The 14537-nt window shown below is 46.0% G+C and carries 13 protein-coding genes; 11 read left to right on the top strand and 2 right to left on the bottom strand.

What is annotated here, in order from left to right; translation table 11 throughout:
* Nucleotides 1–196: 196 nt before the first annotated feature.
* The 10 genes from Q0090_RS02590 to Q0090_RS02545 all read left to right on the top strand — a co-directional run bounded on the left by Q0090_RS02590 (nt 197) and on the right by Q0090_RS02545 (nt 11331).
* Nucleotides 197–970, top strand: coding sequence for a 3'-5' exonuclease (locus tag Q0090_RS02590; protein WP_297947162.1), 774 nt, complete (start codon nt 197–199; stop codon nt 968–970).
* Nucleotides 971–1104: 134 nt separating this feature from the next.
* The gene (locus Q0090_RS02585) at nt 1105–2100 is read left to right on the top strand and encodes a class II fructose-bisphosphate aldolase (protein WP_297947160.1); all 996 of its coding nucleotides are present in this window, start codon (nt 1105–1107) and stop codon (nt 2098–2100) included.
* 360 nt (nt 2101–2460) lie between these two features.
* On the top strand, nt 2461–4473 hold the full coding sequence (locus tag Q0090_RS02580) for a nucleoside-diphosphate sugar epimerase/dehydratase (protein WP_297947158.1): 2013 nt from the start codon (nt 2461–2463) through the stop codon (nt 4471–4473).
* 150 nt (nt 4474–4623) lie between these two features.
* Nucleotides 4624–6594, top strand: a complete 1971-nt coding sequence (locus Q0090_RS02575) for an oligopeptide transporter, OPT family (RefSeq protein ID WP_297947156.1) — start codon at nt 4624–4626, stop codon at nt 6592–6594.
* Between the two features lie 28 nt (nt 6595–6622).
* On the top strand, nt 6623–7834 hold the full coding sequence (pepT, locus tag Q0090_RS02570) for a peptidase T (RefSeq protein ID WP_297947154.1): 1212 nt from the start codon (nt 6623–6625) through the stop codon (nt 7832–7834).
* 59 nt (nt 7835–7893) lie between these two features.
* The gene (locus Q0090_RS02565) at nt 7894–8607 is read left to right on the top strand and encodes a 6-phosphogluconolactonase (protein WP_297947152.1); all 714 of its coding nucleotides are present in this window, start codon (nt 7894–7896) and stop codon (nt 8605–8607) included.
* A gap of 257 nt (nt 8608–8864) precedes the next feature.
* The gene (locus Q0090_RS02560; protein WP_297947150.1) at nt 8865–9368 is read left to right on the top strand and encodes a flavodoxin; all 504 of its coding nucleotides are present in this window, start codon (nt 8865–8867) and stop codon (nt 9366–9368) included.
* A gap of 39 nt (nt 9369–9407) precedes the next feature.
* Nucleotides 9408–9824, top strand: coding sequence for a DUF2023 family protein (locus Q0090_RS02555; protein ID WP_314670255.1), 417 nt, complete (start codon nt 9408–9410; stop codon nt 9822–9824).
* Between the two features lie 186 nt (nt 9825–10010).
* Nucleotides 10011–10637: a DUF4294 domain-containing protein gene (locus Q0090_RS02550; protein ID WP_297947148.1), complete on the top strand. Its 627-nt coding sequence runs from the start codon at nt 10011–10013 to the stop codon at nt 10635–10637.
* Between the two features lie 100 nt (nt 10638–10737).
* Nucleotides 10738–11331 carry a type 1 glutamine amidotransferase family protein gene (locus Q0090_RS02545; RefSeq protein ID WP_297947147.1) on the top strand — a complete coding sequence of 198 codons (594 nt, stop codon included), beginning with the start codon at nt 10738–10740 and terminating at the stop codon, nt 11329–11331.
* 495 nt (nt 11332–11826) lie between these two features.
* On the opposite strand, the gene Q0090_RS02540 is transcribed toward Q0090_RS02545, so the two are convergent.
* The gene (locus tag Q0090_RS02540; RefSeq protein ID WP_297947145.1) at nt 11827–12417 is read right to left on the bottom strand and encodes a DnaB-like helicase C-terminal domain-containing protein; all 591 of its coding nucleotides are present in this window, start codon (nt 12415–12417) and stop codon (nt 11827–11829) included.
* A gap of 85 nt (nt 12418–12502) precedes the next feature.
* Nucleotides 12503–12928, bottom strand: a complete 426-nt coding sequence (locus tag Q0090_RS02535; RefSeq protein ID WP_297947143.1) for a hypothetical protein — start codon at nt 12926–12928, stop codon at nt 12503–12505.
* A 476-nt stretch (nt 12929–13404) separates the two neighbouring features.
* Between Q0090_RS02535 and Q0090_RS02530 the strand changes: the two genes are divergently transcribed.
* Nucleotides 13405–14265 carry a hypothetical protein gene (locus tag Q0090_RS02530; protein ID WP_297947141.1) on the top strand — a complete coding sequence of 287 codons (861 nt, stop codon included), beginning with the start codon at nt 13405–13407 and terminating at the stop codon, nt 14263–14265.
* The last annotated feature ends 272 nt before the right edge of the window (nt 14266–14537 follow it).

Here is a 14537-nt window from a genome sequence, read left to right as displayed (position 1 = left end):
AGGAGGGGGCTTTGGTTTGTTTAATCTTGCTCATACAGCTAACTAGAGTGCTTTCCGATACAATGCAAAAACACTAATAATCAGCGAGATATGCAACAGTCTGGTCCGATTAGACGTGCAACAGTCTCAAAAAGAGTAAAACGAATCCGTTACTTTTGTAGATGAAAATCTAACTAAAGTATACTGCATCCCTAATATGCTCATCGCACTACTCTCTCTATTTTTCGCATTGGGGCTGGCCATGCTCTTTATCCACAAAAGGGGGAGCCACCACGAGCATACGACACCTTGTAGTCGGGAGATTCGGATCAAAGACAAAACTATTTCAGGGCGTCCCCACACTATCGTTCTATTCGATACCGACACTACGGGGCTTCCGGAGGCTCCTATCCGGAGGGGGGAAAAGAGCCCGGAACTCGTCCAACTTGCATGGTGCGTACTCGACAGCCAACTGCGTGAAATAAAGCGTTGCAATAGATTTATATCGGGGGTCACAATCCCCTCAGAGGCGACTGCCATACATGGTATCACCACCGAAGAACTAAAGAAAAAAGGGGAGGCTGCCAGAGACGTTTTGCTAGACTTCTTGGGCGACTGGGATGGAGATACACTATTGGTTGCTCACAACTTGGCTTTTGATCTTAAGGTGCTGGGAGAGGCACTCAAGAGAGCAGGTTGCACCCAAGGGCAAATCCGCAAGGTCTCTTGCCATGCTGCTCAATACAGCTATTGCACCATGTTAGAAACATGTGATTTGTGCAAGCTACCACATTTAGAGCACACCAACGCTAGATCCATTCCCCACCAAGAGCCATACAAATATCCACGATTGGGAGAGCTACATTCTTTCCTTTTTGGCAATGATCCCACAGGCGAAACACACGATGCCGTACAAGACCTCGACACTTGCATACGCTGTTTTTATCAACTAATCAAAAGTGGACACATTTGCATCAAAAGGGAGAAGTAAAACCCTCCCTCTTTGAAGATTCTTCGGCATCTGGAGTACCCAATCCATGTGATTTAACGCACAAAATTTGGCTAGACTATATTAAATAACTATGTTTGCAGTCGTAAAGAACAAGTCGTTTAATCTAGAAATTTATGGTAAGCTACAAAGAACTCGGATTGGTAAACACCCGTGAGATGTTTGCTAAAGCCATGAAAGGCGGTTACGCCATCCCTGCTTATAACTTCAACAACATGGAGCAGCTACAAGCTATCATCCAAGCTGTTGTAGAGACCAACTCTCCCGTTATCTTGCAAGTATCAAGTGGGGCCCGCAAGTACGCCAATCAGACCCTTTTGCGCTACATGGCACAAGGTGCAGTAGAGTATGCTAAAGAATTGGGACAACCCAATCCCCAAATATGTCTCCACCTCGATCATGGTGATACGTTTGAGCTTTGTAAGAGCTGTATCGAACTCGGATTTTCTTCCGTAATGATCGATGGAAGTGCCCTCCCCTATGACGAAAACGTAGCTCTTACACGTAAGGTTGTAGAGTATGCTCATCAGTTTGACGTAACAGTAGAGGGTGAGCTAGGAGTACTCGCAGGTATCGAAGACGATGTACAAGCCGAGACTCACACCTACACAGATCCCGCACAAGTAGAAGACTTTGTGAAGAAGACCGGTGTAGACTCTCTTGCTATCTCTATAGGTACATCTCACGGGGCTTACAAATTTACCCCCGCACAATGCACCCGCAACGAAGAGGGCGTACTCGTTCCTCCTCCACTTCGCTTCGACATCCTCGAGGAAGTACAGCGTCGTATCCCAGGGTTCCCCATTGTTCTTCACGGCTCTAGCTCTGTACCCCAAGACAAGGTAAAGATTATCAACGCTAACGGTGGTGCCCTCAAAGACTCCATCGGGATCCCCGAAGAGCAACTCCGCAAGGCTTCTAAAACAAACGTCTGCAAGGTTAATATTGACTCCGATGGCCGTCTTGCTATGACCGCTGCCATCCGTGAAGTATTCGTTAATAAACCTGCAGAGTTTGACCCTCGTAAGTACTTAGGTCCGGCTCGTGATAGCCTCAAAGAGCTTTACAAGCACAAGATCTGTGACGTACTCGGGTCCAACGATAAGATCTAAGAGCGAGCAAAACCATCCCTCCTTCTTTAAGGAGATTTTATCCCAAAATCCCGTCTTTTATCCTTCGATAAAGGCGGGATTTTACCTTGTAATTTTTGCGCACTAAAAGAGAAGTCCTTATCTTTGTAATAAGAAAAATGGAATCTGAGGCAGAGATCGAATGATGCTTAACCTGAGAATAGTATAGAGATAGAGCGAAACGAAGATCTATTGAATTAGTAAAATCTTTGCATCCGCCCTTCCTTTATACAATAGAGGTGCTCTTTTCTTATCACTTTCATCAATTAAGATCTGCATCCATCAAGTATCCATTTATAGAAAAAACGAACACAGAACGCCAACACAAGAAGGAGAAGTAAAATGGACTTCGAAGAAGATAATAAGAAGAGAAGTTTTAAGAGAAAGGTCCAAAAGTTACTGCAGAAGCGACTTTTCCAGGACTTTATAGATCGTCGTTATATCCTTTTATTCGACACCTTGGTAGGCACATTCTGTGCGCTACTAGTCGGGCTATGCCATGCTCGGATAGCCCCAATGCCCTTCATAAATAAAAATTATTTTACCATTATCTTGGGAGTGGCATTCATCTCCACATTGCTCACAAGCTACCTCTTCCGTACCTACAAACAAGCATTCCGATTTTCTTCCTTAGATATTAGCACACGCACCTTTTGGTACATTGTCTGCAACACTTTATCTGTGGGAATTCTCTCCACAACCATCCTACTATTAGTTAATGTAGAGGTCAATCTCAAGGTTCTGCTTTTACATTCTCTGTTATTCTTTTTACTATTCTTCATTGTATTCTTTTTCATGACAGTGCTATCTCGTGCCTGCTTTATCATATTGGCGCGCTGGGGTACTGCAGGAGATCCTACCACAACCAAGGTCACCACCTTCGTCGTTATCTATGGTACAAATGAGGAGTCTGTATCTCTTGCCAACCTACTTGAGCGTAACCGCAACTACCATGTGGTAGGATTTTGCAGCAAGAGGAAGCATGAAAGCACCTTCACTATAGCCGGTAAACCCATCCTATATGTCTCCTCACGGAAAGATATCGCCATACTTATTAAACGACATGGAGTACGTGCCTTTATCTTCTCCAACAAAGACGACCTATTCGCTGAGCGTAATGGATTGGTAGAAGATTGCCTCGCCCTCGGGGTATCTGCCATGCTAGCCCCAGAGATAGAAAAAACCACTCCTACCCTACTAGCTGAGCAAGGGGTACGCCATATCAATATAGAGGATCTTCTCTTACGCGATGAGATTAAACTTGACATGACCCCCGTGAAGCAGTTATATGCGGGGAAAACGATCCTCGTAACGGGAGCTGCAGGAAGCATCGGGAGCGAAATTGCTCGCCAGGTAGCTAGGCTAGACATAAAGCACCTCGTTCTCTTTGATAATGCGGAGACTCCCCTCCACAATATTCGTTTAGAGCTACAGAAGAAGTTCCCGAATCTTCAGTTCTCTCCTATCGTTGGAGATGTTCGTAGCAAGGAGCGCGTAGATATGGTATTCCGGCGTTTTCACCCCCATATTGTGCTCCATGCTGCCGCCTATAAACACGTGCCTTTGATGGAGGAAAACCCCTGCGAGGCCATCTTGGTCAATTGTATGGGAACCCAAAACATCGCCGACCACTGCCTCAAGTACGGAGTAGAAAAGATGGTAATGATCTCTACCGACAAAGCCGTGAACCCCACCAACGTAATGGGAGCCACCAAACGAAGTGCAGAGATGTATGTACAAGCCCTAGGCCATGCCATAGAAGAGGGCAAGATAGAGGGCAAGACCATCTTCTTAACCACCCGATTTGGCAACGTACTAGGCTCTCAAGGATCCGTGTTTCACCTATTCCGAGAACAGATAGCCAATGGAGGTCCTATCACCGTTACCCACCCTGATATTACGCGATACTTCATGAGCATCCGTGAGGCATGTCACTTGGTGCTACAAGCCAGTGCCCTAGGGGATACAACCAAGATATTTGTATTTGAGATGGGGAAGCCTCACAAAATTGTAGACCTGGCTCGCAACATGATACACCTAGCCAGACTGATCCCTGATGTACAAATAAAAATTGAATACACGGGGTTGCGTCCTGGGGAAAAGATCTACGAAGAAGTTCTCGACAGCAATGAGCACACGGTCCCCACCAAGCTACCCAAGATTAGAATGGCCATGGTGCGGCCCAATGACTTTGACGCCATTGCTGCGCAATTCGAAGAACTGAAAAAGAGGTCTCGCGATGTAGATATAATTGGCTCCGTTGCTGCTATCAAAGAGCTTGTTCCGGAGTATCGCAGCAATAACAGCGAATTTGAGATACTTGACAAGCCCCGCCCCGATAAAGAGGAAAAATAAGATACACAGAGTATGAAAAGGATCCCTCTCGGTAGATGTGCCGCACTCTCCTATCCACTGGGGGAGGTGCAGTAGCTACGGAGAGGGTGTTTTTCGTTTTACACTTTACCCCATAAAGAGATCAAACTGTACTCAAAATAGGAATAGATTATGGAAGAAAACAAATCCTCAAGACTACCCGACAACGCCTATCGTCCTCTACAAGAGGGAGAGAAGTATATCCCGCTTCTTCCGGCTCGGGAGAACCCTCGAGAAGTCACCCCTTATTCGGTGATCATGGGTATTATCATGGCCATTCTGTTCTCCGCTGCCACGGCCTACCTAGGCCTTAAAGTGGGACAAGTATTTGAGGCTGCTATCCCTATTGCTATTTTGGCTGTGGGCATTGGGTCTCTCTCGGGCAAGAAGAATATGCTCGGGCAAAACGTAATCATTCAGTCCATCGGAGCCTCCTCTGGGGTTATCGTAGCAGGTGCTATTTTCACTCTTCCCGCCCTCTACATTTTGCAATTAGAGGCAGGATTTTGGCAAATCTTCCTCTCTTCTTTTGTGGGAGGTTGCCTAGGGATACTCCTTCTCATTCCCTTCCGTCGCTACTTCGTTCAGGAGATGCATGGTAAGTATCCATTCCCGGAAGCAACAGCTACAACAGAGGTTCTAGTAACGGGCGAGAGTGCCGGTAAACAGACCAAACTACTTGCTCTTAGTGGACTTATTGGTGGTCTCTACGATTTCATCATCAGCACCTTCGGGTGGTGGACTGATGAGATTTCCACTCGTATGATGGCATGGGGAGAAACTCTTGCCGATAAGTACAAGATGGTCTTCAAGCTAAATACCGGAGCGGCTGTGCTCGGGCTCGGCTACATCATTGGGCTACCCTATGTGGCAATTATCTGTGGCGGATCTTTCCTTGTTTGGTTCGTAATTGTTCCCCTCATTGGGTACTTTGCCCCCGGTATGACACTCCCCGTGGGAGATGGTATTGACCTAACAGTGGGAGCCATGAGTGCGGAGCAAATCTTTGCCAACTACGCACGTCCCCTAGGGATTGGTGGTATTGCCATGGCAGGGATTATAGGCATTCTCAAGTCTTCGGGCATTATAGGACGCGCCGTAAAACTGGCTGCTAACGAATTGGGTAACAAGCGAGATTTGAATGGTCCTACCCTTCGTACGGAGCAGGATCTATCCATGAAGTTTGTGCTCGTAGGCATCATTGCAGCTCTTATTACCACTTTTGTTTTCTTCCAGTTTGGCGTCATTCATAACATATCGCAGACGCTTATTGCTCTTCTGATTGTGTTTGTCATCGCCTTCCTCTTCACCACCGTTGCTGCTAATGCTATCGCAATAGTGGGGAGCAACCCCGTCTCCGGCATGACCCTTATGACCCTTATTCTCACCTCTGTAATACTCGTAAGCGTGGGTATCCAAGGAGAGCGTGGAATGATGGCTGCCATGATTATTGGCGGTGTTGTGTGTACAGCCCTCTCTATGGCAGGCGGCTTCATCACGGATCTCAAGATTGGTTATTGGCTCGGTACGACTCCTCAGAAACAAGAGAAATGGAAGTTCCTCGGTACTTTTGTTTCGGCACTAACCGTAGCAGGAGTAATGATCATCCTTAGCAAAACCTACGGATTCGAAGGCGAAGGAGCCTTAGTAGCCCCCCAAGCAAATGCGATGGCAGCCGTGATTAAGCCCCTAATGGAAGGGGGTGAAACACCGTGGATTCTCTATGCAGTAGGTGCTATCCTCGCTCTTATCCTCAACTTTATAAAGGTGCCGGCTCTACCCTTCGCCCTGGGTATGTTTATCCCATTACAACTCAATGTCCCCCTCTTGGTTGGAGGTCTAATTAGTCATTTTGTAGGCTCTCGCAGCAAAGATGCTTCTATCAACAAGGCTCGCAGAGACAAGGGTACACTCATTGCATCGGGATTTATCGCAGGCGGGGCTCTCATGGGAGTTGTAAGTGCCATCCTTAAATTCAACAATGTAGATCTCTTCGCCTCCGACTGGTATTCAACCCCATCGGCACATTGGCTCTCTTTGGTTATGTACCTACTTATCATTGCCTACTTCGCATGGGATGCAATCCGTGGTCAGAAAAAATAATCTTCAAAACTCTCTAGCATCTATCAATATGGATCTCAAAGAACGATTCCTACACTATGTAAGCTTCGATACCCAAAGCAACGAGGCTTCCGATACATTCCCCTCTACAGATAAACAATTAGTACTCCTCCGTGCGCTGCATGATGAGATGATTTCGCTCGGGCTTACCGAGGTCTCCATGGATAAATATGGCTATGTAATGGGGACTATCCCGGCAACAACGGGCATGGAAGATCGCCCTGTTGTTGGCTTTATTTCGCACGTGGACACATCCCCCGACATGAGCGGAGCCAACGTAAAGCCTCAGATTATTGAGAACTACGATGGCAAAGACATCCGCCTCAACGAGAGTTTGATGATGACCGTGGCGGACTTCCCCGAGCTCTCCTTTTACAAGGGGCATACTCTGATTACGACCGATGGTACTACCCTACTCGGAGCTGACGACAAAGCCGGGGTTGCCGAGATCATGACCATGGCAGAGTACTTTATGACCAACCCTCAGATAGCCCACGGGAAGATCCGTATTGGCTTCACTCCCGACGAGGAGATAGGGCGAGGTGTAGATCACTTTGATGTAAAGCAATTCGGTGCCCAATTTGCCTACACGGTGGATGGAGGATTCGAGGGAGAACTCGAATACGAAAACTTCAATGCAGCCTCTGCCAAACTTTCCATTCAGGGGCGTAATATCCACCCAGGCTCTGCCAAAGGTAAGATGCTGAATGCCTTGCAAATTGCTTGCGACCTCCACGAGATGCTTCCTGTAGGGATGCGCCCCGAGCTGACCGAGGAGTACGAAGGGTTCTTCCACCTTATCCACCTCTCCGGTAGTGTAGAGTCGGCCGAAATGGCATACATCATTCGCGATCACTCTAGGGAGCTATTTGAGGAGAAAAAACAGATCATCTCGGCAGCAGTCAGCTACCTCAATACCAAGATGGGCGAAGAGGTGATCACCCTGACCCTCAAAGACCAATACTACAACATGAAGGAGCAAATAGCACCTTATCCCGAGCTTATCGAGCGTGCCAAGCAGGCTATGAAGATGGCTGGGGTTACACCCCTTGTCAAGCCAATTCGTGGAGGGACGGACGGAGCCAGACTATCCTACATGGGGCTACCCTGCCCCAATCTATTCACGGGCGGGATGAACTTCCATGGCAAGTACGAGTATTGCTCGCTCACGACCATGTACAAGGCCCTGAAGACAATTATCCACCTTGCAAGCCTATTCTAGCGAACTAATTGTACTACTTCGTTTGTTACCTCTATAGGAACAAAACAAAGACTATAACAATGAATACAATAAGTTATCCCAGTGCAGAAGCCACTGCTAAGAAGCTCGCAGAGCGTATACAACAAGAGGTAGAGAAAAGCGAAGTTTACTACCTTGCACTTACAGGCGGATTCCCCGCAATTCCTCTATATCAAGCTCTTGCAAGTACTCCTATAGACTGGTCTAAAGTGCAGATCTATTACGCTTCGGAAGTGATGAGTGGGCAACAAAAAGGCCTCCATCACCTCGTAGCCAAGGCTCATCTCTTTGATAAGATAGAAATTCCCTCCTCCAATATCCATCCCATCAATACGGATAATGCCCCCGAGGCCGAGGCAGAGCGCTATGCTCAAGAGATCCTAAAAACCCTACCCAAGGTAGGTGGAGCTCCTCGCTTCGATATGGTACTCATGGATATGACTAAGGACGGACATATTGCCGGCATCTTCGCAGGTCAGCATGATATCTTCCTCGAAGAACCAATCGCTTTTGCCAACGCACACCCTTCCCATGGCGATCAGCATGTAACCCTATCCATTCCCACGATTGAAGGGGCTAAGGGGCTTGCACTCTACGCCTTTGGGGGAGAAGCCCGATTTGCTATTGGCGATATCATCAACCTTCTACCCGAAGCAAAAGAGTATCCTGCCAACTTCATTGCCTCTCGCTGTCCATGGATCTACCTCTACGCTGATGCTGAGTCCATGCGCGAGAAAAGCTACTCCATCTATTAATCCCTAAGGGAGAGGGGGCATCCCCAATACTCCTGATATACCTAGGGAGGCGAGACTACTCCCCCTATACAAAGAGGCGGCTACATTGCGTAGTCGCCTCTAATCTTATCCCCCTAAGCCCTCTTTCAGGTTAATATCACTACTATTTGCGATAAAAAAGTCCTCTCAGCCCCTATAAATGGTGATTGTACGGCTATTCCGGAGTCTCTAACTTTGCGCCGTAAACTAGTAATGTTAGAAATTAATAGACACAAACGATGAAAAAGATTGGTATTTACTTTGGATCCTCAAGTGGTACGACTGCCGATGTAACAAAAACCATAGCTAAGCGTCTCGGTGTGGATGCAGCAGACATTCACGACGTAGCTTCCGCAGACGCTGCTTCTATGGCAAATTATGATGTTCTACTCCTCGGTAGTTCCACTTGGGGTATGGGCGACCTACAAGACGATTGGGAAAGCTTCCTCCCCAAGGCTAAGGGACAAAACCTCGCCGGCAAGTGCGTGGGTCTCTTCGGTTGCGGTGATTCTTCCTCATATAGCGATACATTCTGCGACGCCCTCGCTACCATCAAAGAAGAGATGGAAGGCACAAGCTGCACCTTCATTGGCGAAGTTGCTGCCGAAGACTACGGCTACGACGAAACTCGTTGCGAGCAGGGTGGTAAGCTCATTGGCCTCCTCATCGACGAAATTAACGAGTCGGACAAGACAAGCGACCGCATCGACAACTGGGTAGCTGCTCTCCAACCCAACCTCTAATATTCGCTCTATCTCTTTTGCACCAAAAGGTTATCTGATATGGAAGAGATCATCGCAACTCAGGCTCTTGATGCCGACATGAAGGTGTTTTCGCACCTCGTGTATGAGTACGAAAAAGGAGTACGTAACCTCGTGCTTTATACTATTAGTGAAGAGTATACTCCCCTTGCCCTAGGCAAGCTCAACCATAGAGAGATTGAGTACTTCGTGCAACCCGTGCCCAACAAAAGCTGTGTAAATATCTTTTTTGGGCGCAGCGAATGCCTCAGAACCCTCAAGAAATTCCTGCACGAACGCCCCCTAAATAGTCTCTCCCCGGAGGAAGATTTTATCTTGGGAGCCTTGTTGGGATACGATCTTTGCCGCCAATGCGAGCGGTACTGCAAGAGAGTGGAACACGCCGAGAGCGTGCGCAAGGCGAGCGAACAACCCATGCTCATATACACAAACATCTGAGCGCAAAGATCGTTGAGAGCTCCTCTCGGAGGACTTCTCATTAGATTGGAATGTTTTTAGTAGAGAGTGTTACCCCCTCTTCATCATTATGGTGGAGAAGGGGTAACTTCCTTTTTAAGAGATAGAACTAGGCCGTTAGTCGCAAAAAATGTGGTAAGTTTGCTCCACAATATAAAGCACACTACGATGAAACAATATAGACACCTCCTCTACTCCCTTTTACTTCTCTTCCTCTCGTGCCAAACTCAAGCTCAGAACATCTTTGACACAAAGGCAGCCGATAGCGTCACTCTACAACCTAGGGTGGCTAATAGCGATACCACGTACTATGCTGCCCTGCCACAGATAACCGTTCAGCACCACTATCGTCTACGCTTTGCCCCCCTTACCATCGAAGAGCAAAATGCTAATTGGCGACAAATACGCGATGTAAAGAAGGTACTGCCCTACGCTAAAAAGCTTACGGCCATCATGATAGAGACCTACGAATACCTGGAAACGCTACCCAACGATCGCGCTAGAGATCGCCATCTCGACCGAATAGAACGCGATTTGGTAGAAGAATATAAACCAATCATGAAGAAACTCACGCTCCGGCAAGGACTTCTGCTTATTAAGCTAATGGATAGGCAATCGTGCAGCACCGGATACGAACTCATCAAGGCCTTCTACGGAGGGTTAAAAGCCTCTATGTACAATATCTTTGCCGGCTTCTATGGGGGAGACCTCAAAAGCAAGTATGATCCACGCTTCAATCAAGAAGATGCTCTTACCGAACGCATCATTTATCTCGTGGAGCACAAGCAGCTGTAAGAGCCGACCTCTCATTCATAAGAATGGTATTTGTCTAATCCACGAATACTGTTCACGTACAAACTGGCAATCAACTTTTCGAACTAAAAAATATACATCGATGAAACAGAAAGTTTTATTCATCCTATTAAATGAATACACAGATTGGGAGGGAGCTTTTCTCTCCACGGCTCTTCATGTGGGCGTGATACCGGGCGGTGAAATAAAATACGAAGTGCATACCATTGCCCCGACATCGGACGCAGTCCGTTCCATCGGAGGTTTCAGAACCTTGCCCGATTATTCTTTCGAGAATATGCCGAAAGATTACGCAGCCTTGATACTTATCGGAGGTAACCATTGGGATGCATTAGAAGCAGAACTTGTTACACCATTGGTACAGGAGGCTTTGGACAAAAACAAAATCATAGGGGCAATATGCAATGGTGCTTCGTTCTTATGTTCGCACGGATTTCTCAACAATGTAAAACATACAGGCAATGGCCTTGACCAACTCAAACTCTGGGGTGGTGAAAAATACACAAATGAAGAGGGATATGTAGAAGCACAAGCCGTCAGTGATAGAAACATCATTACGGCAAATGGGCTAGGACACTTAGAATTCACTCGTGAGATGCTTCTATTACTAAAAGCGAATAGTCCGGAAAAGATTGCCATGTGGTATGATTTCTACAAGAATGGATTTATGAGATAATAGTATATAGGAAAGGGCTTGTTCCATTCTGGGAATAAGCTCTTTTCTATAACAAATCTATACCTTGACTTCATCCGTCCTTTTCCTTCTCTCTTGCAATCTTTTGATCTATGATTTGAGCGTAGTTTTACGTTCTGGCAATGAATGCCCTATTATGTTAGCATTTCTCTCCATCCAAATACCGACCTCTAAAGCCAGCCTTACAAACAAAAGCCTCCCGACAAGAAAGAATCCACCGAGCAGTTGAAAATGTGCAGGGTCTTCTCCTAGAACTTCATAATACAGTCTCAAGAGATTCCTAATGAGCTTTCGAGAAAAGGCTAATGTGCTTTCTCGGGATTCCTAATGAGCTTTCAAGAGATTACATTTCATTGGGGACAATACTACAAAAAAGAAAAGCCCACGCTGCAATGTTTGCAACGTGGGCTTTGTCTCCTAAAATCCCCTCTGATTTTGAGTACATCTCGTTTGCATCCCCACCCTCTTTTTATCGGACTAAGAAGAAAAAGGCGATGCAACGGAGGTGTATTTCCCGTCCCTATCTATCAAGCCGACGTTGATTCCAGGTATATCCACAGCAGCGTCGTCATCACTATCCGAGTTATTGAGGTCGTTGTGGGATTCACCCATACCAAAACATTTGGGTAGCTGAAACAATCCGACAATAGCAACATGGAACTCTTCTGCCATTAGCCTCAAGTCTTGCAAAATGGATATGAGCTCCTCCTTTCGAGACGTCGCAAGAGAGGATGGACTCAAGAGCTGGATATAGTCCACAAGCACGTAGTCAACAGATGTTCTTTCGAGTTTGCTACGGATTTGATCTAAGCTAATTTGTAGCGTATCATCAATGTCGATTCTACTCTTTAGAACCTGCAACTCATCCTCTTCTATCTGAAGTTTCATTCTATCAACAAGCCGCGATTGACTCATCTCAAGCGAGAAATAGAGAACCCTTCGAGTGCTCTGAGCTAAACGTAAAGCCACCGAAATAGCAAACGCTGTTTTGCCAACAGCCGGAGCACCTTTTACTATCGTCAGGGTACCTGCCGAAAAATGATTTAGAATAAAATCGCTAGATATCATATTAAAAGTTCTATGGAGAGATAGACCTCCTCTTCGCAATAGGGTAACTGACAAAATCACATTGTAGAGAAGTAAAAGGACGCCTTCATTTGAGCGTTTTGGAATAAGACATCGCAGTCTCGTATTTGTCTGCAATCATATCTTCTTTCGCTCCCCAAATAAATAGCTTATCTCCAACAATCTTGTAGAAGCGCTCATAAGTCCAATTAGATAGCTTTAATCCGGATCCATATACGAAGATGAATAAGCGGCTATTATCCTCTGTGTAGAAGAGCCTTTTTCCTCCCGGGTAGTGAAAGCCAATACATGACCCATCAGGATGGAATGTTATTGTCTTTTCCTTTGGGTGCACTTCTGTTTCGTTGGGCTCTAGAATAGTCCACGTGCCCAAAAGGCGCACATCCATCTCTTTTTTCGTCATATCTGGAGCACGCTCTTCGCAAGAGCATAATCCCCATCCTATAACTAGGGACAACGTAATTAATCCCAATAGGTGCAATAACTTTTTCATAACACAATCTTTTTCATATAAGTTTCATTGTCGGTAAACACCCCTCTTTGGGCTACTAGTGGTCAATACGAACTAGATACACCTAAGCCGTGCTAACTCTACTCCGTAATTCGCAACAGATGTAACAAAGGTACCATAAGCTTTCAAAAGAATCACCCTCCATCAAATACAATATTCCTCTTGCCCTAGGTTAGCATGATTTTCAGCCTAGAACTTTCCAAATTGTAGCCCTAGAATTTTTCCGCTGCTGCCCGAGAAACTTTTTCTTTCTGCCCTATACTCCCCCTAAGTATAGGGCTATTTTTTCTTCAAATTCACGGGAGAGATCAGAAGAGGTTTTCACACCCTATTTCAGGAAATTGGGCTATTAGAGCCCATTCCCCTATCTATCAAACAAATTCAGTACATTTGTATCCGTTCTCCTAGGTAAGAAGAATCATACTATAGAAAACTTAAAACAACAAATAGAAAGTATTATGAAGACTCTCATTAGGATGCGGGCATTAACGCTCCTACTGCTCTCCGTTTTGAGTGCAGGGCTTATCATTGGCTGTAAAAAAGGAAGTAAGAAAACAGATGATGAGGAGGCCAATAAAGTAACTACAGAGCGTGACTATAAGAATCTCAAGACAGTCCTCGATAGCACGTATAGCGATTGGCATATCATTATACAAGAGGCAGAGACAGATGTCAAGATAGAGGGTTACGACGAGTTTGATAAGATGGTCCTCGTTAGCATTTCAAAAGATGGAGAGGTGCTATTCGATAAAGAAGAGTTCACGAAAACTAGTCTACATAGTTCTCTTGACAATCACTTCCAATTATCCGACGCATATCTCGAGCAAATTACCAATACAACGGTATACATCTCCTTAGGGGCTTTTATTCCAGAAACGGACGATGGTCTTTACTTCACGCTTGCCTTTTCGAAAGATGGTCACTTCAAGAAGTATTTACACCCTTTGGCTCTGGATAATTCGGACTTTATCGTGGACTTTTACATTATGTACACGCATGAGAACCTCCAGAATCCCGTGGACAAGGCTTCACTCCAGCAAATAGCAAAAGCTTATGGTACCCCAAACTTTATAGAGCAACTGGAGAAAGAGGGATCCTTATCCATCTATCCGCCCGAGGTTGTCTCTCGCTATAAGCTTGATTTTCAGATAGAATCCGAAAGCACGGAGAACTATGACGATTCTCACCTCTCCTGCAAGGCTCTTTTCTATCCTCACGACAGCGACAAACTCATTAGCTCTATGAATGTTGAGCTAAAAGGGCGCAAAGGGGAATATGACGAAGTATACTACGACCGCATAGACCGGATTAGCCGCTAAGCATCTCCTTCTCTGCAGAACCACGCTCCAGGACTACGTTCCGCTAGAACATCCCTTCCGGAGATAACAAAAGGGCTGACTCCATCCGCTGAAGTCAGCCCCTCTTTTTCTCTGTACTGCTCGCAGCCGCCCTACTATTCCCCAAATCCCCAAATATCAACTCTAAAACAAACGAAAAAGCTTAAGCCGCCTCTTGCTCATCAAAAGAGCAGCCCTCTGTATTTTCCAGTTGTAAGTGCAACGCTTAGATAAACAAAAACCACCCTGGGGCT

It is taken from the genome of uncultured Porphyromonas sp. (genome assembly GCF_938023125.1).
Classification (GTDB): domain Bacteria; phylum Bacteroidota; class Bacteroidia; order Bacteroidales; family Porphyromonadaceae; genus Porphyromonas.
Note: the sequence above shows the minus strand (reverse complement) of the source record. Positions and strands in the feature narration are given on the sequence as shown.